At 72.1% G+C, this 21,856-nt stretch carries 21 protein-coding genes; 14 read left to right on the top strand and 7 right to left on the bottom strand.

Features of this window, described 5'->3' with window-relative positions:
* Positions 1–3 precede the first annotated feature (3 nt).
* From VK611_02775 to VK611_02760, 4 genes are all read left to right on the top strand, one after another.
* Positions 4–936 (top strand): TIGR03564 family F420-dependent LLM class oxidoreductase, encoded by a 933-nt coding sequence (locus VK611_02775; protein ID HMG40217.1) that lies wholly within the window; start codon positions 4–6, stop codon positions 934–936.
* Between the two features lie 20 nt (positions 937–956).
* Positions 957–2,480, top strand: a complete 1,524-nt coding sequence (locus tag VK611_02770) for an AMP-binding protein (GenBank protein ID HMG40216.1) — start codon at positions 957–959, stop codon at positions 2,478–2,480.
* Complete coding sequence (locus VK611_02765; protein HMG40215.1) at positions 2,464–3,612, top strand: cobalamin-independent methionine synthase II family protein; 1,149 nt, start codon at positions 2,464–2,466, stop codon at positions 3,610–3,612. The genes VK611_02770 and VK611_02765 overlap by 17 nt, the downstream gene beginning before the upstream one ends.
* A gap of 127 nt (positions 3,613–3,739) precedes the next feature.
* The gene (locus VK611_02760) at positions 3,740–4,519 is read left to right on the top strand and encodes a maleylpyruvate isomerase family mycothiol-dependent enzyme (protein ID HMG40214.1); all 780 of its coding nucleotides are present in this window, start codon (positions 3,740–3,742) and stop codon (positions 4,517–4,519) included.
* Here the strand turns inward: VK611_02760 and VK611_02755 are convergent.
* Positions 4,510–5,022, bottom strand: a complete 513-nt coding sequence (locus VK611_02755) for a hypothetical protein (GenBank protein ID HMG40213.1) — start codon at positions 5,020–5,022, stop codon at positions 4,510–4,512. The two genes, VK611_02760 and VK611_02755, sit on opposite strands and share 10 nt — an antisense overlap.
* Before the next feature lie 212 nt (positions 5,023–5,234).
* Here VK611_02755 and VK611_02750 point away from each other — a divergent pair, with 212 nt between their 5' ends.
* Positions 5,235–6,107 carry an aminoglycoside phosphotransferase family protein gene (locus VK611_02750; GenBank protein HMG40212.1) on the top strand — a complete coding sequence of 291 codons (873 nt, stop codon included), beginning with the start codon at positions 5,235–5,237 and terminating at the stop codon, positions 6,105–6,107.
* A gap of 148 nt (positions 6,108–6,255) precedes the next feature.
* Here the strand turns inward: VK611_02750 and VK611_02745 are convergent, their stop codons facing one another.
* Both VK611_02745 and VK611_02740 read right to left on the bottom strand, forming a co-directional pair.
* Positions 6,256–7,743 (bottom strand): CoA-acylating methylmalonate-semialdehyde dehydrogenase, encoded by a 1,488-nt coding sequence (locus VK611_02745; GenBank protein HMG40211.1) that lies wholly within the window; start codon positions 7,741–7,743, stop codon positions 6,256–6,258.
* 2 nt (positions 7,744–7,745) lie between these two features.
* Positions 7,746–8,909: an amidohydrolase family protein gene (locus VK611_02740; protein ID HMG40210.1), complete on the bottom strand. Its 1,164-nt coding sequence runs from the start codon at positions 8,907–8,909 to the stop codon at positions 7,746–7,748.
* Positions 8,910–9,005: 96 nt separating this feature from the next.
* On the opposite strand from VK611_02740, the gene VK611_02735 reads away from it, so the two are divergent.
* From VK611_02735 to VK611_02725, 3 genes are read left to right on the top strand one after another with little or no spacing between them, the layout of a single operon-like run.
* Complete coding sequence (locus VK611_02735; GenBank protein ID HMG40209.1) at positions 9,006–9,872, top strand: alpha/beta hydrolase; 867 nt, start codon at positions 9,006–9,008, stop codon at positions 9,870–9,872.
* Positions 9,869–10,651 (top strand): hypothetical protein, encoded by a 783-nt coding sequence (locus VK611_02730; GenBank protein ID HMG40208.1) that lies wholly within the window; start codon positions 9,869–9,871, stop codon positions 10,649–10,651. The genes VK611_02735 and VK611_02730 overlap by 4 nt, the downstream gene beginning before the upstream one ends.
* 42 nt (positions 10,652–10,693) lie before the next feature.
* Positions 10,694–11,680 carry an LLM class flavin-dependent oxidoreductase gene (locus tag VK611_02725; GenBank protein HMG40207.1) on the top strand — a complete coding sequence of 329 codons (987 nt, stop codon included), beginning with the start codon at positions 10,694–10,696 and terminating at the stop codon, positions 11,678–11,680.
* 28 nt (positions 11,681–11,708) lie between these two features.
* Here VK611_02725 and VK611_02720 read toward each other — a convergent pair whose 3' ends face one another.
* The 3 genes from VK611_02720 to VK611_02710 form a co-directional block, all read right to left on the bottom strand.
* Positions 11,709–12,989: an amidohydrolase family protein gene (locus tag VK611_02720; protein HMG40206.1), complete on the bottom strand. Its 1,281-nt coding sequence runs from the start codon at positions 12,987–12,989 to the stop codon at positions 11,709–11,711.
* Between the two features lie 90 nt (positions 12,990–13,079).
* Entirely contained in the window at positions 13,080–14,585 is a 1,506-nt protein-coding gene (locus tag VK611_02715) for a fatty acid--CoA ligase family protein (protein ID HMG40205.1), read from the bottom strand.
* A gap of 11 nt (positions 14,586–14,596) precedes the next feature.
* Positions 14,597–14,905, bottom strand: a complete 309-nt coding sequence (locus VK611_02710; protein ID HMG40204.1) for a hypothetical protein — start codon at positions 14,903–14,905, stop codon at positions 14,597–14,599.
* A gap of 144 nt (positions 14,906–15,049) precedes the next feature.
* On the opposite strand from VK611_02710, the gene VK611_02705 reads away from it, so the two are divergent.
* The 4 genes from VK611_02705 (at position 15,050) to VK611_02690 (ending at position 19,854) form a co-directional block, all read left to right on the top strand.
* Positions 15,050–16,411 carry a TetR/AcrR family transcriptional regulator gene (locus VK611_02705; protein ID HMG40203.1) on the top strand — a complete coding sequence of 454 codons (1,362 nt, stop codon included), beginning with the start codon at positions 15,050–15,052 and terminating at the stop codon, positions 16,409–16,411.
* A gap of 189 nt (positions 16,412–16,600) precedes the next feature.
* Positions 16,601–16,816 (top strand): hypothetical protein, encoded by a 216-nt coding sequence (locus VK611_02700; protein HMG40202.1) that lies wholly within the window; start codon positions 16,601–16,603, stop codon positions 16,814–16,816.
* Positions 16,813–18,027, top strand: a complete 1,215-nt coding sequence (locus tag VK611_02695) for a cytochrome P450 (GenBank protein HMG40201.1) — start codon at positions 16,813–16,815, stop codon at positions 18,025–18,027. Before VK611_02700 ends, VK611_02695 begins: the two co-directional genes overlap by 4 nt.
* A gap of 642 nt (positions 18,028–18,669) precedes the next feature.
* Entirely contained in the window at positions 18,670–19,854 is a 1,185-nt protein-coding gene (locus VK611_02690) for an amidohydrolase family protein (GenBank protein ID HMG40200.1), read from the top strand.
* 79 nt (positions 19,855–19,933) lie between these two features.
* Here VK611_02690 and VK611_02685 read toward each other — a convergent pair whose 3' ends face one another.
* Positions 19,934–20,671, bottom strand: coding sequence for a HemK/PrmC family methyltransferase (locus VK611_02685; GenBank protein HMG40199.1), 738 nt, complete (start codon positions 20,669–20,671; stop codon positions 19,934–19,936).
* Between the two features lie 198 nt (positions 20,672–20,869).
* Between VK611_02685 and VK611_02680 the strand changes: the two genes are divergently transcribed.
* Positions 20,870–21,550: a helix-turn-helix domain-containing protein gene (locus tag VK611_02680; protein HMG40198.1), complete on the top strand. Its 681-nt coding sequence runs from the start codon at positions 20,870–20,872 to the stop codon at positions 21,548–21,550.
* 73 nt (positions 21,551–21,623) lie between these two features.
* On the top strand, positions 21,624–21,856 hold a 233-nt coding region (locus VK611_02675; protein HMG40197.1), incomplete at its 3' end, for an NAD(P)-binding domain-containing protein.

The raw sequence follows: 21,856 nt of genomic DNA, 5'->3' as shown, positions 1-21,856 counted from the left end.
GCGATGGGGGCACCACTGCGGATCGGCGTCGTCGTGCCCAACGCCGGCGCCACCATCGCCGGGGTCGCCGACCGGCTGCGGAGCATCGAGGAGCTCGGCCTCGACCACGCCTGGATGCCGGGCATCCCCAACGGGCCCGACATCCTCTCGTTGCTCGCCGTCGCCGGCCGGGTGACCGAGCGGATCGAGATCGGCAGCGCCGTCGTGCCCGCCTACCTCCGCCACCCCGCCGCCATGGCGACGCAGGCGCTCGTCGTCGACGACGCCCTGGGCGGGCGGTTCACGCTCGGCCTGGGCCTGTCGCACCGGAAGGTGGTCGAAGGGCACCTCGGGCTCTCCTACGAGCACCCCGTCGCCTACATGAGCGACTACCTGGCGATCCTGCAGCCCCTGCTCGCCACCGGGTCGGTCGACCACCGGGGGACGCAGCTGCGCACCAAGCTGTGGCTCGACGTCGCCCGGCCCGTCGACGGGGGGTCGTGCCCGCCGGTGATGCTGGCCGCGCTCGGTCCGCAGATGCTGCGGCTGGCCGGCCGGGCGGCCGACGGGGCGATGACGTGGATGGCCGGCCTGCGGGCGATCGAGGACCACGTCGTGCCCACCGTCACCGCCGCCGCCGAGGCCGCCGGACGGCCGCCACCCCGGATCCTGGCCAGCCTGCCGACGATGCTCACCGACGACGTCGACGCTGCCCGCGCCCGGGCCGACGACGAGTTCGCGCTCTACGGCCGGCTGCCCGCCTACCGGGCCGTGCTCACCCTCGCCGGCGCCACGCACGTGGGCGAGATCGCGCTGGTCGGCGACGAGCGGGCGCTCACCGACGCCATCGGCCGCCTGCGCGACGCCGGCGTCACCGACCTCCAGGTCACACCCTTCGGTGACGCCGCCGCCGTCGATCGCACGCTCGATTTCGTCGCCGGCCGACCGGCCGGCTGAGAGGCCGAAGGGGGAACCCGATGCTCACCGTCGCCGACCCGATCCGTCATGCCGCCCGCACGGCGGCCGAACGCACGGCGGTCGTCTGCGGGGACGACCTCGTCGACTACCGGACCCTGCACGAGCGCTGTCGGCGGCTGGCCGGCGGGCTCGCCGCGCTCGGCCTGCGCCGGGGCGACCGGGTGGCGGTGCTGGCGCTCAACTGCCACCGCCACCTGGAGGCGTACCTGGCCGTGCCGGCGGCGGGCCTGGTGGTCGTGCCGCTCAACACCCGCCTGGCCGATCCGGAGCTGCGGGCGATCCTGCGCTCCGCCGAGGCCCGCCTGCTGCTCACCGACCGCCCGGCCGGCCACCTGGCCAGCGAGGTGGAGCAGGTCGTGGAGCTGCCCGACGCCTACGACGACCTGGTCGCCGGCTCGGTCCCGGCGGACCTGGGCGCAGGCGCCGCTGTCGGCGAGGACGACCTGGCCGCCCTCTTCTTCACGGGCGGGACCACCGGCCGGTCGAAGGGCGTGATGCTGACACACCGCAACCTCGTCGCCAACGCCTTCCACAAGACGCTGGCCTGCCGCTTCACCCGTGACGACGTGCTGCTGGCCGTCGCCCCGCTGTTCCACGTCGCCGGCACCGCCCCGCTGCTGGGGCTGGCGTGGCTGGGCGCAGCCGTCGTGATGCAGCCCCGGTTCGTCCCGGGCGACTCGCTCGACCTGATCGCCCGTCATCGGGTGACCGCCACGCTCCCGGTGCCGAGCATGGTGGCGGCGCTGGTCGCCGAGCAGCGGGCCCGGCCGCGGGACGTCTCGTCGCTGCGGCTGCTGGGCCACGCCGGGTCGCCGATCGCCGGTGACGTGGTGCGCCGGGCCCGGGCCACCTTCCCGGACGCCGAGCTGGCCCACTTCTACGGAGCGACCGAGACGGCGCCGATCGTCACCGCCCTGCCGCACGAGGAGCGGGAGCTGGGCGGCCCCCGGCTGGGGTCGTGCGGGCAGCCGGTGCCGGGCGTCGAGGTGCGGGTGGCCGGGCCGGGTGGGTCGACCCTGGAGCCGGGGCAGGTGGGCGAGGTGTGGGTGCGGGGGCCGAACGTGATGGCCGGCTACTGGCGCGACCCCCGGGCCACCGCCGCGGCGCTGGTCGACGGCTGGTACCGCACCGGCGACCTGGGCTACCAGGACGACGAGGCCTACCTGTTCCTCGTCGACCGGCTCAAGGACATGATCGTCACCGGCGGCGAGAACGTGTACTCGGTGGAGGTGGAGGATGTCCTGGTCAGCCACCCGTCGGTGCTGGAGGCCGCGGTGTTCGGGGTGCCCGACCCCCGCTGGGGCGAGGCGGTGCACGCCGTCGTCGCCGTGCGGCCGGGCCGCGACCTCGCCGGCCTCGACCGCGACCTCACCTCGCACTGCCGAGCGACGATCGCCGGCTACAAGACCCCCAAGCACATCGAGGTGCGCACCGAGCCCCTGCCCAAGTCGGGGCCGGGGAAGATCCTGAAGCGGGCGCTGCGGGCGCCGTACTGGGAGGGCCACGATGTCTCCATCGCCTGAGCGGGCGGCTGTGCCGCGGGCCGAGGTCGTCGGGAGCCTCAAGCGATCACCGCGGCTCGTCGACGCCAACCACCGGCTCTACGCCCCCGGTCACACCGCCGTCCAGGCGGAGGAGCGGGCCAAGGGGCTGGAGGAGGTCCACGCCATCGCCGACGAGGAGATCCCGGCGGTCGTGCAGCGCCAGATCGACGTCGGCCTCGACGTGGTCACCGACGGCGAGCTCCGGCGCTTCATGTTCCTCAACTCGCTGTTCGACGGGATCGAGGGCTTCTCGACCGAGGTCAGCAAGGCCCGGTTCCGGGGTGCCGACGGGTCGACCGTCGACTGGAACATGCAGTTCGTGGTCGACCGGATGCGGATCGTCGACAACCCGGCGCAGCGGGAGGCGACGTTCCTCGCGGGGCTCACCGACCGCCTGTTCAAGGTGGCGTTCCCGGCGGCGTCGTTCCTGGCGCTGCCGTTCAACTGGCGGATCGGGATCAACGACCACGCCTACCCGTCGCACCGGGACCTGGTCGAGCACGTGGTGGAGATCGAGCGGTCGCTGGTGGCGGGAGCAGTGGCCGCCGGGGCCCGCTACGTGCAGTTCGACTTCCCGACCTACCCGTTCCTGTGCGACCCGGAGTGGCGCGCCCGGATGACCCACGCCGGGTTCGACTGGGAAGAGACATTGGAGCTGTGCCTATGGGCCGACCGGGCCGTGCTCGCCGGGCTGCCCGAGGGTGTTCGCACCGGCATCCACCTGTGCCGGGGGAACAACCAGGGGCGCTACGTGGCGGAGGGCTCGCTGGAGCCGGTGGCGGAGGCGTTCTTCTCGCTGCCGTACGACTCCTTCCTGGTCGAGTGGGAGGACCGGGAGCGGATGGGCGACTTCTCGCCGCTGCGCCACCTCCCGGCGGGCGACTCGGTGGTGGTGCTGGGCCTGGTCAGCTCGAAGCGGCCCGAGGTCGAGTCGTCGCACGGGATCCTCCGCCTGCTCGACGAGGCCGCCGCGCACACCGACCCCGCCCGCCTCGCCCTCTCCCCGCAGTGCGGCTTCGCCTCGACGCTCGAAGGCAACGCCCTGTCGGAATCGGCCCAGTGGTCGAAGCTCACCCTGGTCGCCGAGGTCGCCTCCCACTACTGGCGCTGACCGGTCCGGCGGTAGGTGCGGCGCAGCGCGACCGTTCGGTTCCTTGGCGCCGCAACGACCAGGCGGCGCCCGATGCCGTTCCTTCTGGGCCGGGCCACGCCGGGGGTGGCGCCGGTACCCTCGCCGCATGGACCGGACCATGGGGGACGTGCAGAGGGCGTTGGGGGAGCAGCACGGTGAGTTGTGGGGGCTGATCGCCGGGCTGGACGACGAGGGGTGGCAGCGGGCGTCGCGGTGTGAGGGGTGGGACGTGGCGGACGTCGTGCTGCACATGGCGCAGACCGAGGAGATGGCGCTGGCCAGCCTCGACGGGCGGCTCGGGGGCGACGAGTCGGCCGGGTTCGTGAAGGCGGTCGCCGTGCTGGGGCCGACGGCGACGGTGGACGACACCGCGGCCTGGGCGGTCGAGCACGAGCGTGGGGCGCCCAGCGCCGAGGTCGCCCAGCGCTGGCGGGCCGTCTCCGACCAGCTGCTGGCCCGCCTGGCCGACGACGACTCGCACCGCCGGGTGCTGTGGGTGTCCGGCGAGCTGTCCGCGGCGACGCTGGCGGCGACCCGCCTGGCCGAGTGCTGGATCCACACGGGTGACGTGGCCGAGGCGTTGGCCGTCGAGCTGGAGCCGGGCGACCGGCTGCGCCACGTCGCCCGGCTGGCCTGGCGGACCCTGCCCTACGCCTTCGCTCGCGCCGGCCGGGAGCTGGGCGGCCCGGTCGCCTTCCGGCTCCACGGCCCCACCGGCGAGCCCTGGGACCTCGAGCCCGACGGCGAGGCCGCCACCGTGGTCGAGGGCTCCGGTGTCGAGCTGTGCCTGGTCGCCGCCCGCCGGGTCGAGCCCGCCGACACCGGCCTCCACGCCACCGGCCCCGACGCCCGGGCCGTGCTCGACCTCGTCCGCACCTACGCCTGAGACGCCGAGCGGCCCAGCGGGGTGCGGGCTCGGGGCTTGACGATCGACAGCAGCGTGGCCAGGGCCAGGACGACGCAGTGGGCGAAGATCGGGCCCGGCATCTCGGTGGGCGTCCCCGAATCGACGGCCCGGGCCATGGTGGGGCCGACGACGAGGACGTCGGTCACGATGACGGCGATCGCCCCCGCCTCCTTGAGCACCACCCACCAGTGGCGCGCCAGCCCCCACCGGGTGGTGAGCGAGAGGGCGACACCGGTCGCGGCCGCCGCCAGCCCCAGCGGCACCGACAGCCACAGCGTGGCGTCGATCACCTCGTAGAAGGCCAGGTCGTCCCGGGAGCTGCCGACGATCCCGCAGAACGCGACCGTCACCGCCACCCCGAACCATCCAACCGCCGACAGCACGTGAGCGGTCAGCAGAGCCTTGTGCACCCGACGACCCGCCCGGCGGGTACCCCGACCGGCGAGACGGTCCGTCGTGTCTTCCTTCAGCGCGAGTGCCATACCGCCAGCGTGACGATCGACGGGCCCCGGGTCGTCCGCCCGTCAGCACAACCCCACGTGCTCCCGCCGCGGTACTCCCGCCCCGATCGCCTACACCCGACGGAGTACGCCCGCCCACGATCCTGAGACCCTCTCGATCCGATGCGTCGATTGCTGCAGCAAGATGACCGCGGGGTCCACGGCTGGGGGGAGCGGTTCCTGCAACGATGAAGATGCACGACGGACAGATCGACATCGACGTGGCGCTGGTCGAGCGGCTGGTCGCCGAGCAGTTCCCGGAGCTGGCGGCTCTGCCGATCCGCCCGGTCCGGTCGACGGGCACCGTGAACGCGCTGTACCGGCTCGGCCAGGACCTCTGCGTCCGGCTCCCGCTGCTCGACCAGTGGACCGAGTCGTTGCAGAGGGAGCTGCGTTGGCTGCCGCGACTCGCTCCCCACCTGACGCTGCGCATCCCCGAGCCCATCGCCGAGGGGGAACCGGACGGCTCGTACCCGTACCCGTGGGCCATCTTCCGCTGGATCGAGGGTCGGCCGTATGCGGACGAGCTCATCGACGACGAGGAGCAGGCCGCGCTGGATCTCGCCCAGTTCGTGAATGAACTGCGGTCCGTCGGCCGAGACGACGACGCGCCGGTCGGCGGCCGGCCTCCGCTGAAGGTCCTCGACCCCTGGACGCGCGCCGCCATCGAGGCGGCAGCAGACCTCGTGGACGGTCCCGCGGTCCTGGCCGAGTGGGAGCGTTCGCTCGCCGCGCCGCCGTGGGACGGAGCGGCGGTCTGGGTGCACGCCGACCTGTTGCGCCCCAACCTGCTGGTGGACCGCGGACGACTTCGTTCGGTCATCGACTTCGGCGGGGTCGGTAGGGGCGATCCCGCCGCCGATGTGATCGCGGCGTGGAGCGTCTTCGGCACCGCCGGTCGGCGTGCCTTCCGGTCGGCGCTCGCCGTCGACGACGGTACGTGGGCCCGGGCCCGGGGGTTCGCGCTCCACCAAGCGGCACTCGTCATCCCCTACTACCGCGCCACCAATCCGGGCTTCGTCGCGCTGGCGAGGCGCACCGTCGACGGGATCCTGGCCGACCGCTGAGCTCGGCCGGACCACACGTCGCTGCCAGCCACGCGAACTAACGATCTAGTCACGTTCCTCCGCTCATGGGAAGGTGGTGATCGTCTCCAGGAGGCGGACCGTCGGGGACGGGTCCGACTGCAGGATGTCGGCCATGGCGGTCGCTCCTTCAGCGGTTGGTGGGAAACCCCAGGTCGATCGCGCTCGAGGCGGGGTCGGGCCAGCGGGAGGTCACGACCTTCGACCGGGTGTAGAACCGGATGCCGTCGGGGCCGTAGATCGGGCTGTCGCCGAACAGCGACGCCTTCCAACCGCCGAACGAGTGGGCGGCCACCGGCACGGGGATCGGCACGTTGATGCCGACCATGCCGACCTCCACCTCGCGCTCGAACTGCCGGGCCGCCCCACCGTCGCGGGTGAACAGGGCCACGCCGTTGCCGTAGGGGTTGGCGTTCACCAGCGCCACGGCCTCCTCGAACGTCCCCACCCGCACCACCGAGAGGACCGGGCCGAAGATCTCGTCGTCGTAGACCCGCATGCCCGGCTTGACCTCGTCGAGCAACGAGCAGCCGACGAAGAACCCTTCGCCTTCGGGCACGGAGCCCGAGCCGTCGACCACCACCCGGGCGCCCTCGTCGGGAGCACCCGTCACGTAGGACCGCACCCGGTCGCGGTGCTCGCGGGTGATCAGCGGCCCCATCATCGACGCCGGATCGTCGCCCGGGCCCACCACCACCGCGGGGATCCGCACCGTGATGGCGTCGACCACCGGGTCGGCCGCGGCACCTACCGCGACCACCACCGAGATCGCCATGCAGCGCTCCCCCGCGGAGCCGTAGGCGGCGGAGATGGCGGCGTCGGCGGCAGCGTCGACGTCGGCGTCGGGGAGCACGACCATGTGGTTCTTGGCGCCCCCGAGCGCCTGGACGCGCTTGCCGTGCGCCGTCCCGGTCTCGTACACGTGGCGGGCCACCGCGGTGCTCCCCACGAACGACACGGCGTCCACAGAAGGATGGGTCAGCAGGGCGTCGACGGCCTCGGCGTCGCCCTGCACCACGTTGAGCACGCCGTCGGGGAAGCCGGCCCGGGTCACCAGGTCGGCCAACAGGAGGGCCGCCGAGGGGTCCTTCTCCGAGGGCTTGAGGACGAAGGCGTTCCCGCAGGCGAGGGCGTTGGCCATCATCCACAGCGGGACCATCACGGGGAAGTTGAACGGCGTGATGCCGGCGACGACGCCGACCGGCTGCAGCACGGTGTGGACGTCGATGCCGGTGGACACCTCGGCGCTGTGCGAACCCTTCAGCAGGTGCGGCACACCGCAGGCGAACTCGACGTTGTCCAACCCCCGGGCGACCTCCCCCCGGGCGTCGGACAGCACCTTGCCGTGCTGGCGGCTGACGATCGCCGCCAGGTCGTCGCTGTGCGCGTCGATGAGCTCGCGCAGCCGGAACAGCAGCCCCGCCCGCCGGGTGGTCGACGACGCACCCCACTCCGCGGCCGCCGAGACGGCCGACTCCACCACGGCGTCGACCTCGGCCCGGGAGGCGAGCGCCACCTCCCCCACCTGCACCCCACGCGCCGGGTCGTAGACCGCCCCCACACGACCCGACGTGCCGGCGACGGCCCGGCCCCCGACCCAGTGCCCGATGGCCTCCATGGTCAGAGCCGGTACAGCTTCCGGGCGTTCTCGCCCATGATCTTGCGCTGCGCCTCGGGCGACAGCGTCGCCATCTTCTCGGCGACGGTCTCGAGGGGGTTCGGGTACATGCAGGTCGGGTGGGGGAAGTCGGTCTCGAACAGGATGTTGTCCTCGCCCACCGCCTCGACCAGGGCCGGCAGCTTGTTCCGGTTCTTCTCGAACCAGAACGTGGCGTAGAGGTTGCTGCGGAAGTACTCCGACGGCGGCTTCTTCAGCTGCGCCAGCTCCTCCGGGGCGTTCTCGGCCATCTCGTAGTCGAGCGTCTCGAGGATGAACGGGATCCAGCCGACGCCGCTCTCCACCGACACCATCTTCAGGTCAGGGTGCCGGTCGAACATGCCCGAGAGGATCAGGTTGGTCACGACGCGGGCGTTGCCGATGAACAGCAGCGTGCCGCCGATGGCGAGCTTGGTGTTGGCGGGGTGGGACTCCCACGGGTACTTCCCGTAGAAGGTCATGCCGGTCACGCTGGCGCCGATGTGGAAGTGCACCGGGAGCTGCAGCTCGGCGCACACCTCCCAGAAGGGGTCCCAGGCCCGGTTGGCCAGGTCGGGGGCGCCGAGGTCCTGGGGGTCCGACGTCATGTTGATGCCCCGGGCGCCGAGCGCCGCCACCCGCTTGGCCTCGACGACGCAGCTGTCGACGTTCCAGGCGGGCATGAGCGGCAGCGGCAACAGGCGGTTGTTCGACTCGGCCTGGATCTCCGCCATCCCGTCGTTGTAGATCTCGACCGCCAGGCGGCACAGCGCCTCGTCGTCCACCACGCCGAGGTCCTGCCCACCGAGGCCGATGGTGCTCGGGAAGATGACCTGCGCATCGATGCCGCACTCGTCGAGCACCTCGAGGCGCACCTTCGGGTCGTAGGCGCCGACGTGGATCATGTCGTGCGGCCACTCGAACAGCGCCTTGTGGGCGGTCTCCTTGACGCCGTCGCGCCCGATCACCCCGGCGGCGCTGAACCGGCCGAGCGAGTGGCCGTCGAAGACCCACGTCGGCTCGTCGTCGACGTCCTCCACGTGGGGGACCCGGTCCTCGAACCCGGCGGGCGCCCGCTTGGTGAAGAGGTCGGGCGGCTCCGACCAGTGAGAATCGGCGTCAACTACAAAGTCAGCGTTCACTAACATCGTCGGTCACCTATCCCTGACGCCACGGCGACAGCAATGGCCGCCGCAGCTCGATCTCCTCTGGAACTAACATCCGAGTCACACTACGGTACACCCATGGCACAGGCTGAGGTCGAGGGGCTGTCGATCGAGTACGAGGTGATCGGCGACGGGCGACCCTGGGTGATCACCCCCGGCGGTCGCTTCAGCATGGAATCAGCGGGGGTGCGGGAGCTGGCCCAGGCGCTGGCCGAGCGCGGCAACCGGGTGCTGATCTGGGACCGGCCCAACTGCGGGCGGTCCGACGTGTGCTTCACCGGCGAGTCCGAGTCGGCCATGCAGGCCGACGTGATGGCCGGCCTGCTGACGCACCTCGACATGGCGCCCGCCGTGATCGCCGGCGGCTCCGGGGGTTCCCGGGTGTCGCTGCTCGCCGCGGCCCGCCACCCCGAGGTCGCCGCGGGCCTCGCCGTCTGGTGGATCAGCGGCGGGCCCTTCGGCCTCATCTCCCTCGCCACGCACTACTGCGGCGGGTCGGTCCACGCCGCCTGGACCGGTGGCATGGAGGCCGTGGTCGCGCTGCCCGAGTGGGCCGAGGTGCTGGAAGGCAACCCGTCGAACCGGCAGCGCTTCCTCGACCAGGACCCGCACGAGCTCATCGCCACCCTCGAACGGTGGATGACCGCGTACTGCCCCTGCGGCGACGAGGTCGTCCCCGGCCTGCCCGACGCCGACGCCCGCAAGCTCGACATCCCCGCCCTGGTGTTCCGCAGCGGCGAGAGCGACGCCCACCACACCCGCGCCACGTCGGAGGCGGTGGCCGACCTCCTGCCCGACACCCGGCTGGTCGAGCCGCCGTGGGGCGACACCGAGTGGATCGAACGCCAGGCCTCCCGCACGGCGGGGGCGGCGGCGGGCCTGTTCGTCCGCTGGCCGCTTCTGGTGCCGCAGCTCCAGGCCTGGGCGGACGACACGCTCGGGTGACGGACCTCGACGCCGACCGGCCCCCCAGCGGGCACATCCTGCAGGAGCTCGGCTTCGCGCTGGCCCGCGCCGGCGACGAGATGCGGGGCTCCGCGCTCGTCACCCCGCAGATGTGGGCGCCCGGGACCACGCGGCTGAGGACGTCGATCCTCGCCACCTGGTCCGACCACGCCGCCGGGCTGCTCGCCGTCGAGGGGCTGGCGCCGCGGGTCCCGGTCACGCTCGAGCTCGACGTGCACGCCTACCAGCAGCCGCCGGGCGAAGGCGGGATCCACGCGGTGGCCCGCACGGTCAAGGCCGGACGTTCGATCGTCGTGTGCAGTGTCGACTTCACCGACGACCACGGCATGCCGGTCGCCCTCAGCACCGCGTCGTTCATGGCCGCACCGGACCCGGGCCTCACCATGCCGCCCGGCGTCGCCCTCCTCGACTCGCGGGACGATCCGGGCGAGCGGCTGCAGGTGCCGTTCGCCGAACGGGCCCGCTGCGAGCGCCGCGAGCCGGGGGTGGCCGTCCTCCATCGCTCCGACGACGGCCTGAACAGCGCGCAGACCGTCAACGGCGGCCTCGTCGCCCTGGCCGTGGAGGAAGCCGCACTGTCGGTCGCGCCAGGGGCGACGCTCAGCTCGATCGCCATGCGCTACCTGCGGCCCGTGCGGGTGGGGCCGGCGGTGGCGTCGGCCGCCGTGCACGCCGGGCTGGGGCGCGTCGAGGTGCGAGACGCCGGCAGCGACGACCGGCTCGCGGTCGTCGCCACGACGCGGGCGTTCGACCGCTGAACCGCCTCAACGCCTGAACCATATGAACCGAGTGGGGGGAACATGACCGAGACCGACTTCCGGCTGGGGCTGCGCTACGACCTGCGGGCGCCGGCGTTCGGCGTGCCGGCGGAGGCGCTGTACCGGGCGGCCCTGGAGCAGTGCGCGTGGGCGGAGGAGCACGGGTTCGGGATGGTGGCCCTCACCGAGCACCACGGCTCCGACGACGGCTACCTCCCCTCCCCGCTGGTGCTCGCCGCCGCGGTCATGGGCCGGACGAGCAAGCTGCGGGTGCTGGTCAGCGCCCTGGTGCTGCCGCTGTACGACCCGATCCGCCTCGCCGAGGACCTCGCCGTGCTCGACCTGGCCAGCGGCGGCCGCGTCGACCTCATCATCGGCGCCGGCTACCGGCCCGAGGAGCTGGCCATGTACGGCCACGAGATGGGCGACCGGATCGCGCTCGTCGAGGAGGGCGTCGCCGTCCTGCGCGCCGCCTGGACCGGCGAGGAGTTCGAGTACCGGGGCCGGCGCGTGCGCATCACCCCCCGGCCGCTGCGCCCCAACGGGCCGGTGCTGCTGATGGGCGGTTCCACCAAGGCGGCCGCCCGCCGCGCCGCGCGGCTGGGCGACGGCTTCATCCCCGTCGACGCGTCGGTGTGGCCCGCCTACGAGGAGGCCTGCCGCGAGCTCGGCCGCGAGGCCGGGCCGCCCCCGCCCGTCGGCGGGCCGCTGTTCGTCCACGTGGCCGACGACCCCGACCGGGCCTGGGCGCAGATCGCCCCCCACGCCCTCCACGAGACCAACTCCTACGGCGCCTGGCTCGCCGCCGCCGAGGGCGTCCACCGCTACAAGCCCAGCGACGACGCCGACACGCTGCGGGCCGGCGGCACCTACGCCGTCGTCACGCCCGACGAGTGCCTGGCCATGGCCCGCGCCCGCGGCAGCCTCCGCCTCCACCCGCTCATGGGCGGCCTCTCCCCGGACGTCGCCTGGGAGAGCCTCGAGCTCATCGCCGCGAAAGTGCTCCCCCGGCTGGCAGAGCAGTGGTGAGGCCCTGGCCCGAACGCCGAGCCGACCCTCAGCGGGTGCCCGGCGTGGCCAGGTCGACCGCCCGGGTGGCGTGGCCGCCGACCTTGCTGGTGTTGGTCGACCGGATCGACACGTCGTGGCCGGCGGCCCGCAGGCGCAGCGCGCCGACGGTGGAGCTCTCCTTGCCGCCCTGGGGCGTGAAGGGGTCGTAGGAGAAGTGCCGCATGGCGTTGAGGTGGCTGATGGCATCGATCTCGGCATCACTGACACCGTCGAGGTGCTCGGCGAGCGTCTCCGGTGCGAACGGCCAGGTGGAGTCGGAGTGGGGGTAGTCGCACTCCCACATCACGTGGTCCAGCCGGAGGAACTCCCGGGTCGCCATGCCGAAGCGGTCGTCGATGAAGCACGTGAGGATGTGGTCGTTGAAGACCTCGCTGGGCAGCTTGTCGCCGAAGTCCTGCCCGGTCCACAGGTGGTGCTTGCGGTAGTTGTAGTCAATGCGCTCCAGGAAGTACGGGATCCAGCCGATCCCGCCCTCCGACAGGGCGATCTTGAGGTCGGGGAACTTGCGCAGCACCGGCGACCAGACCAGGTCGGTGGCCGCCTGCACGATGTTGATCGGCGTGAGCGTGATCAGGCAGTCGATCGGGGCGTCCGGTGAGGTGATCACCATCTGCGAGGACGACCCGATGTGGAGGCAGACGACGACGCCCTCGTCGCTACAGGCCTGCCAGAACGGGTCCCAGTGGTCGGAGTGGAAGCTGGGCCAGCCGAGCTTCGACGGGTTCTCCGAGAACGTGACGGCGTGGGCGCCCTTGGCGGCGGTGCGGCGGATCTCCGCGGCCAGCACCTCCGGGTCCCAGATGGCCGGCAGCGGGCAGGGGATGAAGCGGCCGGGGTGGGTGCCGCACCACTCGTCGATGTGCCAGTCGTTGTAGGCCCGGACCATCGCCAGGGCGACGTCCTTGTCCTCGGTGCGGGCGAAGAGCTGGCCGCAGAACTGCGGGAACGACGGGAAGCAGAGGGACCCCAGGACACCGTTGGCGTCCATGTCCTTCACCCGCTCGTCGATGTCCCAGGTGCCGGGCCGGATCTCGGAGAAGGAGGTCGGCTCCATCCCGTACTCCTCCGGTGGCCGGCCGGACACCGCGTTGAGCGCGACGTTGGCGATCTCCTGGCCCTCGTAGACCCAGGCGTTGGTGCCGTCGTCACGGGTGACGAACTGGGGTGCCAGGTCGACGTACTTGGCGGGCAACCGGTCCTCGAAGAGGTGCGGCGGCTCGACCACGTGGTCGTCGACGCTGACCAGAACCATGTCGTTGATGTCCATCGCCGACCCTCCTGTCGCCCGTGGATGCTCCTACAACTAACACTTGAGTCACATCAAAAGTAGCACGGAGATGCCCGCGGCGCACCCGCCCTAAGGACCTGCGCCGATGAGGTCGGCCTGCACCACCCGGCGCAGCAGCTTGCCCGTCTCGGTGTAGGGCAGTTCCGCGGTGAAGGAGACGACCTCCGGGGTCTTCGAGCCCCGCAGCGACTGCCGGGCGAAGTCCTGGACCGCGGTGGCGTCGAGAGTGGCGCCGGCCCGGACCACGATGGCGACGGCGATCCGCTGGCCCCACTCGTCGTCGGGGACGCCGACCACCGCGCACTGCTCGATGTCGGGGTGCTGGAGCAGCACTTCCTCGATCTCGGCGGGGGCGATGTTCTCGCCGCCGCGGATGATGGTGTCGTCGCTGCGGCCCTCGATGAACAGGTAGCCGTCGGGGTCGACCCAGCCGCGGTCGCGGGTGGGGAACCAGCCGTCGTCGTCGAGCGGCGCCTCCCGGCCGGCGTACTCGCCCGACACCTGCTCGCCGCGCACCCAGATCTCGCCGGGATCACCGGCCGGGACCGGGCTGCCATCGGGCCCTCTGACCTGCAGCTCGATGGTGGGCAGCACCCGACCCGCCGACGCCAGGCGGACGGTCGCCGCCAGGTCGCCGTCGCGGGCGGCGCGGTGGTCGTCGGGGCCGAGGACGGCGATCGTGGAGCTGGTCTCGGTGAGCCCGTAGGCGTTGGTGAGCTCGACGTCGGGCAGCAGGGTCATCACCCTCTGCAGGACGGTGGCCGGGGTGCGGGCGCCCCCGTAGGACAGCGCCCGCAGGCTGGGCAGACCCCCGCTATCGGCGTCGGTGTCGGCGTCGGTGTCGAGGACGTCGCAGATGCGGGCCAGCATCGTGGGCACCACCATCGCCTGGGTGATCCCGTGCCGGCGGACCGCGGCGATCCAGGCGGCGGCGTCGAACTGGCCGAGGTAGACGATGCGCCGCCCGAGGTACAGGTTGCTCAGGAGGTTGGCGAGACCGGCCACGTGGTACGGGGGCACGCTCACCAGCACGGCGTCCTCCGGTCCGGCCCCACCGAACTCCACGGTGCCGATCACGTACGACGTGAGGTGCCGGTGCCGGAGCACCGCGGCCTTGGGCGCGGCGGTCGTGCCGCTCGTGTACAGCAGCACCGCCGGGCTCTCGCCGTCCTCGGGCACCTCGCCGGCGTCGGTCCCGGCCCGGGCCGTGGCCACGAACGCCGCCGTGTCGACCACGTGGTGGCCCCGGGCGGCCAGGGCCTCGGCCGCCTTGCCCTCGGCGACCACCACCACGTCGCCCAGCGGGGTCAGCAGGTCGTGGAGCTGGTCGTCGCTGAGCCGGTAGTTCAAGGGCACGAACGGCACCCCTGCCGCCGCGGCCGCGAACAGGCCGATCGGGAAGGCGAGGCCGTTGGTGCCGACGTAGGCCAGCGCGGCGGCCCCCGCCGCCACCTCGGCGCCCGCCCAGGCGCTGGTGAGCAGCTCACCGGCGGTGAGCCGCTCGTCGCCGGACTGCACGACCACCTCGTCGCCGCGGCCCGCGGCGGCCATGTCCAGCAGCAGGAGCAGGTTCATGCCCAGGCCCGTCAGTCCGACGAGGGCAGCGGCTTGGCGCCCTTGACCAGCAGCGGACGACCGTCGACGCTCAACGCGCCCTTGCCCGGCCGCGTGCACAGCAGCTCGAGGCCCAGGTCCTCGTCCGCGTAGCGCTTGCCGAGCAGCGGACCGTCGCCCAGCGCCTCGTCCAGCACGGCGGCGCCGGCGGGCTCCTGCCCGTCCTCCAGCAGCGGGGCGCCGCCGCAGGCCAACTCGACCTCCGTCGACGGTGCCCGCACGACGACCACCTGCGCCTCGCACACCGCGCTGTGCAGCTTCTGACCCGGTCGCAGCTTCATGGAACCTCGGCCTCCCTCTCGCCACCCTCGCCGATAGGCACGGGGTCTAACAGTAGGGTCAACTTCCGAACGTCCACCACTCCAGGCCGGTCGCCCGACGCAACGGTGCTGGTAGCTTGCCCGCCGACTTCGCCAAGGTGGTCCATGCCTCCTCGCCCGACGAACTCCGATCGTGAGCCGACCCGCGTCGCCGACGGCGGCCGGTTGCCCGACGGCGAGCCGGAGTCGGTGGCGCGCCGCGCGCCCTTCTCCCACAACCCGCTGGTGGGGGCGCGGGGGCAGCGGACGCAGCAGCGGATCCTCGACGCGGCCCTGCGGGTCTTCGGCGAGGAGGGCTACCACCAGTGCGGCATCGACCGGATCACCAAGGTCGCCGGCTGCTCGCGGGCGTCGTTCTACCAGTACTTCTCCGGCAAGGAGGACGTGTTCCGCCACCTGGCCGGGCAGGTCGGCCGCCAGCTGAGCGCGTCGGTCGAGGCGCTCGGCCCGATCACCGCCGACGCCGACGGCTGGGCGACGATACGGGCCTGGATCGCCCGCTACGACGACATCCACCAGCGCTACGAACCCGTCTTCCAGGCGTTCCAGACCGCGGCGGAGAGCGACGAGTCGGTCGCCGGCGAGTCGGCCCGCTCGGACGAGCGGAACGTCGCCGGGATCCGCTCCCGGCTGGCGACCACCACGCTGCCGCCCCGCCAGCTCGACCCGGTGATCGCGCTCCTGCTGGAGTGCCTGCCCCGGGCGTACGCCGACGCCGCGGTCGTGCGCCTGGCGACACCCGACGCCTACCCGAGGGAGCGCCTCGGGGACGCCCTCGCCGACATCGTGCACCGCACGCTGTTCGGCCTGCTGGCCGACGTGAACGTGCGCCCGCCCGCCGACGTGCGCCCGCCGACGCTCGAGTTCGGCCCGATCATGCAGGAGGCCCTGCGCAACGAGGCGGCGCCCGAGCTCAACGCCGCCGGTCGGCGCACCCTCCAGGCCCTGATGGACGCGGGCCGCGACGTGTTCGTGGCCCGCGGCTACCACCGGGCGCGCATCAACGACGTCGTCGCGGCCGCCGGCGTGTCCCACGGCGCTTTCTACCGCTACTTCGAGAGCAAGGACCAGTTCGCGCACCTCCTCGCCGTGCGCGCCATCGGGAAGGTGTCGACCGCCTTCGCCGACGCGCCCGACACCACCGTGCTCGACGGCTCGGCGGGCCGCACCGCCCTGCGCCGGTGGCTGCGGCGCTACAACTCCCTGCAGGCCGCCGAGGCGGCGATGATCCGCGTCTGGGTCGACGCCGCGCTGCAGGACACCACCCTCCGGTCCGACTCGGCCGCCGCGCTCGACTGGGGCCGTCGACGGATGGCGCGCTTCCTGCAGCCACGCGACTTCGGCGACGTCGAGACCGACGCCGTGATCATGGTGGCGCTGCTCGGGGCGTTCGGCTCGCGGGAGCGGTCGACGGCAATGGTCGACGCCGCCGCCCACATCATCGAGCGGGGATTCCTGGGCCGCTGACCGCTGGGCCCCGCCCAACCCTTACAACCACGTCACCAAATCCAAGGAAGGGCGCCTCTTTCACCTGACCCCCGACTAACATCCGGGTCAGCCGACAAGGGGGGCGAGTGGTTTGCGAACGGTCGTCGTAGGCGCGTCGGCTTCACCCGACTGGTCGTGGGCGACTGCGCCGGCGGCGAGGGCGACTCGATGACGGGGTTCACCGAGGTCGGGGACCAGGAGCTCGCCGTCGAGCTCGCCACCGTCTGGGTCGAGCGCAAGTACATCGCCGGGTCGCTGATCGACGTCGATCACCTCGTCGCCGGCGTCGACGCCGTCCTCCGGGGTGGCGCCACCCTCTCCATGCCGTCCGTCACCGTGGCCCCGCGCCCCGGGGTCCTGCCTTCCCCCAAGGAGCACGCGTGAGCACCACCAGCGCCGCCGTCGAGTTCGACCCGTTCTCCGACGAGTACTTCAACGACCCGACCGACGTGTACCGGCGCCTGCGCGACGAGGCGCCCGTCTACTACAGCGAGCGCTACGGGTTCTACGCCCTGTCGCGCTTCGCCGACGTGCTGGCCGCCCACCGCGACTGGCAGGGGTTCTCCAGCGCGAACGGCATCGAGCTGTCGACACTCTCGAAGGACCCGGACATGATCCGGGGCCTCAAGCTCATCATCATGATGGACCCGCCCGAGCACGACCGGCTGCGGGCCCTGGTCAGCCGGGTGTTCACGCCCCGGGCCGTCACCGCGCTGGAACCGATGATCCGCGACACCGTCCGCAGCTTCCTCGAACCGCTCGACGACCGGAGCGAGTTCGACGCCGTGGCCGACTTCTCGGCGCTGTTCCCCGTCGAGATCATCTCCCGGATGCTCGGCGTGCCCGAGGGCGAGCGCCAGCAGATCCGCCACTGGCTCGACGCCAGCCTCCACCGCGAGCCCGGCGAGATGGACCCGACCCCCGAGGGCCAGGCCGCGGTGCTGGAGCAGGTGGTGTACTACCTGGAGCTGACCGCCGAGAAGCGGCGGAACCCGGGCGACGACATGCTCTCGCGCCTGACGCAGGTCACCGTCGACCGGGGCGACGGCGAGGAGACCGGGCTCGACGACGGTGAGATCGCCGGCTTCGCGTCCCTGCTGGGCGGCGCCGGTGCCGAGACCGTGACGAAGCTCGTCGGCAACGCGGTCGTGCTGTTCGACCGCCACCCCGACCAGTGGCAGAAGATCCTCGACGACCCCGGGAAGATCCCGCCGGCCGTCGAGGAGATCCTGCGCTACCTGCCGCCCTCCCAGTACCAGGGCCGGTTCTCGGTCGAGGAGCGGGAGCTCGACGGCGGCACGGTGCCCGCCGGGTTCCCGGTCCTGCTCATCACAGGAGCGGCCACACGCGACCCTCGGGCCTTCGAGAACGCCGACGACTTCGACATCGAACGCCCGCCGAGCATCTCCATCGGGTTCGGCCACGGAGCGCACAGCTGTCTCGGGGCCGCCCTGGCCCGCATGGAGAGCCGGATCGCACTCGAGGAGCTGGCCAGCCGGTGGCGGCGGCTCGAGGTCGACGGCGCGGGCCTCCAGCGGGTCCACATGTCGAACGTCGCCGGCTACTCGAACGTCCCCGTCCAGGCCGTTCGCTGACCCCCCGAAACTGCGTGGCAGGCGGCCCTGTGGCGACCACCAGCCACGCAATTTCGGAGGTCGTGACCTTCTCGACGCCCTCGGCGTAGCGGGAGCGGGGCAGGAGCATCCGGGTGGGGATGGCGCAGCCCTGGCCGGCGTGGAAGCAGACCGCGAGGCCGACCATGAGCGCGCTGTCGAGGTCGGCGTCGTCGAGCACGATCGTGCCGACTTGCCGCCCAGCTCGAGGAACGTCCGCTTCATGGTGGCCGCGCCCTTCTCCATGATGTGCCTGCCGACGGCGGTGGAGCCGGTGAAGGAGATCAGGTCGACCTGCGGTGAGAGCTGCGGCCCGTTGGTGGCCATGCGGGGGCCGCCGACCTCGAGGATCAGCTGCTCGCGGAGCTCCTCGCGTTCGGCTTCGAGGCCCTCGTGGAGCTGCTCCAGGCAGCGCTTCCGGAACGCCCGGTCCGTGGACCAGTCGGTCTCGGGGTGCACGGTGGGAGTGTCGGTCATCGCTGGTCAGCACCTTCGACGATCGGCCAAGAGTGTGACACCACCGTTAGGTGAGACGCACGCCTCCCGGCGCCGTTTCAGGCGTCCGCAGGCTCGTGCCGGTCACGATGTTGACGCTATTGTTAGTTAAGTTCTACTGTCGGTCACATGACGCGCAGGTGCGAGTTTCCGGTTTTCGACGCTGATAACCACCTGTACGAGACACCGGAGGCGCTGACGAAGTTCCTCCCCGACCGCTACCGCGGCGCCATCGACTACGTCGACGTGCGGGGACGGACGAAGATCGTGGTGCGGGGTCGGATCAGCGAGTACATCCCCAACCCGACGTTCGACGTGGTGGCCCGCCCGGGGGCGATGGAGGAGTACTTCCGGGTCGGGAACCCGGAGGGCAAGAACCGCCGCGAGATCTTCGGGAAGGCGATGCGGTCGATCCCGGCGTTCCGCGAGCCGGCACCGCGGATCGAGCTGATGGACGAGCAGGGCATCGACCGGGCCCTGATGTTCCCGACGCTGGCCAGCCTCATCGAGGAGCGGATGCGCGACGACGTCGAGCTGGTGCACGCGGTGATCCACGCCCTCAACCAGTGGATGTACGAGACCTGGTCGTTCAACCACGAGGACCGCATCTTCACCACGCCGGTGATCACCCTGCCGATCGTCGAGAAGGCGATCGAGGAGCTGGAGTGGGTCGTGGAGCGGGGCGCCCGCGCCGTGCTCATCCGGCCCGCGCCGGTGCCCGGCTACCGGGGGTCGCGGTCGTTCGGGCTGCCGGAGTTCGATCCCTTCTGGGAGAAGGTGGTGGAGGCCGACGTGCTGGTGGGCATGCACTCGTCGGACAGCGGCTACGACCGCTACACCAACGAGTGGCTGGGCAGCGACAGCGAGATGCTGCCCTTCCAACCGCAGGCGTTCCGGATGATCGCCCAGTGGCGACCCATCGAGGACGCCGTCGCCGCGCTGGTGTGCCACGGCGCCCTGTCGCGCTTCCCGGATCTGAAGGTCGCGGTCATCGAGAACGGCAGCAGCTGGGTCGAGCCCCTGCTGAAGAACCTGGCCGACGTCTACAGGAAGATGCCCCAGGACTTCGCCGAGGACCCGGTCGCCGTGCTCAAGCGCATCCACGTCAGCCCCTTCTGGGAGGAAGACCTGGGGGCGCTCGCCGAGGTCATCGGCGTGGACCGGGTGCTGTTCGGGTCCGACTACCCGCACCCCGAGGGTCTCGCCGACCCCGCCAGCTACGTCGACGAGCTCGAAGGCCTGCCCGGCGAGAGCGTCCAGAAGATCATGGGCGGCAACCTCGCCCGGCTCATGAAGGTCGACGCTCTGGTCTGACGCCGACGGCGACGTGATGGGCACCATCGACGAGGCGAGCGCTGGTCCGCCGAACGTCCCGCTCACTCCGGTGGGCTTTTTATGTTCCGGAGCCTGTCGTTTGGGCGGCGATTCCGCGTAGGTCGCCGTCTTCGTCCCACCAGGGTGTGATGCGGTCGAAGCCGGTCGCGGCGAGGGTGGGGGTCAGCTTCTCGGCTTGATCCCCGCCGACCTCGACGAGCAGCCAGCCGCCGGGGTGGAGGACTCGCCTGGCTGCGGCGATGACCCGGTGGACCAGGTCGAGGCCGTCGGCCCCGCCGTCGAGAGCGAGGCGGGGTTCGTAGCGCTGCACGTCTGCCGGGAGCAGTCGGAGCTCGCCGGTCGGGACGTAGGGCGCAACCGCGGTGACGACGTCGAACCCCTCGTGACGGCGTACGGGCCCGTCGAGGTCGGCCACCGCGGTGGGGACGCCGTTGCGGCGAGCGCAGGCGGCCGCCCGCACGTCGACGTCGATGCCGATGACGGTTGCCGACGGGACCTGGGCCATGAGGTGAGCGGCGACGGCACCGGCGCCGGTGCAGAGATCGACGGCCCGACCGTTGTCCGGGAGCAGGAGCGAGGCGCGGTGGGCCAGCTCTTCGGTCTGGTGCCGGGGGACGTAGACGCCCGGTGCGATGTGCAGCATCTGGCCGCAGAACAGGAGCGTGCCGGTGATCCAGGCCGGTGGCTCACCTTGTTCCCTCCGGCGAAGCCACGCCTCGAGCGTGGGCTCGTCGGGTGCGGCGGCGAGGAACTCGGCTGCCTCCTCGTCGGCGGCGACGCAACCGGCTGCCTCCAACCGCTCGATGACAGCCGATAGGACGGGATCGGTGACTGACACCCGACGAGTATCGCCCCGCCGACCGGTCCGGGTGTTGCCGTGAGCCTGCTCCAGTCGCCACGACTCGCCCCGTGTCTCCACATGCGAACACTTACTCAGCAAGCAGCGCCGCGACCGGCATGGGGCCACCTATCGTGCGGTGATCGAGGAGGTCCCATGGTCAAGCAAGCCACCCGGTCGGCCGGGAAGGGCAGCGACGCTCCACGCCCGCGCCGTCTCACCGCCGAGGCCCGGAAGAAGTCGATCCTCCAGGCCGCGCGGCGCGCCTTCAGCGAGACAGGCGACATGAACGGCACGACCATCCGGCACATCGCCGCGCGGGGCGGCATCAGCGAGGGCGTGATCTACCGCCACTTCGAGAGCAAGGACCAGCTCTTCTTCGAGGCGGTGGTCGAGCCGCTCCGGGAGGCCGTCGACAAGCTGGTCGCCGCGTCGCAGGTGCTCGACGGCGACGAACCGCTCACCCCGGATCGCCAGGTGGAGACGATGAACGGCCTGTACCGGCAGCTCATCGCCACCCTCGAGGAGATGCTGCCGCTGCTGGGGCTCGTCCTCTTCGGCGACCCCAAGGTCGCCCGGCGGTTCTACCGGGAGAACTTCGCCGTCGCCATGGACCGCCTGGCCACGGCGTGGCGGGAGGTCGAGGAGCGCTACGGCTTGAAGTCCGAGCTCACCGACATATCGGCACGTGCCGTGATGGGCATGGCGCTCATCCTCGCCCTCGAGAGCCACCACAACGGCAGGTTCGACCGGGACCGGGCGGTCACCCTGGTGAGCGAGGGCACCGTCAGGGCCTTCTTCCCCCGCATCGAGCCCACCAAGCGCCGCGACGACTGACCGCCTCGTCACCGCCCACGACCTCCTCCCGGCCGTTGATTCTCGGCGCGTTCGAGCGGGCATGATCTCTCCGATGATCCCGCCCGCCGCACCGTCCTCCACCCGCATCGGGTGGATCGGCACCGGCGTCATGGGTGGCCCCATGTGCGGCCACCTGATGCGCCGGGGCTACCCGGTCACCCTCACCACCCGGACCCGGGAGCGGGCCGAGGGCCTGCTCGCCGACGACGCCACCTGGGCCGACACGCCCGCCGAGGTGGCGGCCGCCAGCGACGTCGTCTTCTCGATGGTGGGGTTCCCCCACGA

It is taken from the genome of Acidimicrobiales bacterium, from assembly GCA_035316325.1.
Lineage (GTDB): Bacteria > Actinomycetota > Acidimicrobiia > Acidimicrobiales > VFJN01 > DASXTK01.
This window is presented reverse-complemented; position numbering and strand designations above follow the sequence as displayed.

Excerpts from the sequence above, each read along its gene's own strand:
- VK611_02750 (HMG40212.1), top strand. The coding sequence starts at position 5,235 with ATGCACGACGGACAGATCGACATCGACGTGGCGCTGGTCGAGCGGCTG.
- VK611_02770 (HMG40216.1), top strand. The coding sequence starts at position 957 with ATGCTCACCGTCGCCGACCCGATCCGTCATGCCGCCCGCACGGCGGCC.
- VK611_02725 (HMG40207.1), top strand. The coding sequence starts at position 10,694 with ATGACCGAGACCGACTTCCGGCTGGGGCTGCGCTACGACCTGCGGGCG.
- VK611_02690 (HMG40200.1), top strand. The coding sequence starts at position 18,670 with ATGACGCGCAGGTGCGAGTTTCCGGTTTTCGACGCTGATAACCACCTG.
- VK611_02745 (HMG40211.1), bottom strand. The coding sequence starts at position 7,743 with ATGGAGGCCATCGGGCACTGGGTCGGGGGCCGGGCCGTCGCCGGCACG.
- VK611_02710 (HMG40204.1), bottom strand. The coding sequence starts at position 14,905 with ATGAAGCTGCGACCGGGTCAGAAGCTGCACAGCGCGGTGTGCGAGGCG.
- VK611_02705 (HMG40203.1), top strand. The coding sequence starts at position 15,050 with ATGCCTCCTCGCCCGACGAACTCCGATCGTGAGCCGACCCGCGTCGCC.
- VK611_02715 (HMG40205.1), bottom strand. The coding sequence starts at position 14,585 with ATGAACCTGCTCCTGCTGCTGGACATGGCCGCCGCGGGCCGCGGCGAC.
- VK611_02700 (HMG40202.1), top strand. The coding sequence starts at position 16,601 with ATGACGGGGTTCACCGAGGTCGGGGACCAGGAGCTCGCCGTCGAGCTC.
- VK611_02740 (HMG40210.1), bottom strand. The coding sequence starts at position 8,909 with ATGTTAGTGAACGCTGACTTTGTAGTTGACGCCGATTCTCACTGGTCG.
- VK611_02755 (HMG40213.1), bottom strand. The coding sequence starts at position 5,022 with ATGGCACTCGCGCTGAAGGAAGACACGACGGACCGTCTCGCCGGTCGG.
- VK611_02760 (HMG40214.1), top strand. The coding sequence starts at position 3,740 with ATGGACCGGACCATGGGGGACGTGCAGAGGGCGTTGGGGGAGCAGCAC.
- VK611_02775 (HMG40217.1), top strand. The coding sequence starts at position 4 with ATGGGGGCACCACTGCGGATCGGCGTCGTCGTGCCCAACGCCGGCGCC.
- VK611_02735 (HMG40209.1), top strand. The coding sequence starts at position 9,006 with ATGGCACAGGCTGAGGTCGAGGGGCTGTCGATCGAGTACGAGGTGATC.
- VK611_02720 (HMG40206.1), bottom strand. The coding sequence starts at position 12,989 with ATGGACATCAACGACATGGTTCTGGTCAGCGTCGACGACCACGTGGTC.
- VK611_02765 (HMG40215.1), top strand. The coding sequence starts at position 2,464 with ATGTCTCCATCGCCTGAGCGGGCGGCTGTGCCGCGGGCCGAGGTCGTC.
- VK611_02680 (HMG40198.1), top strand. The coding sequence starts at position 20,870 with ATGGTCAAGCAAGCCACCCGGTCGGCCGGGAAGGGCAGCGACGCTCCA.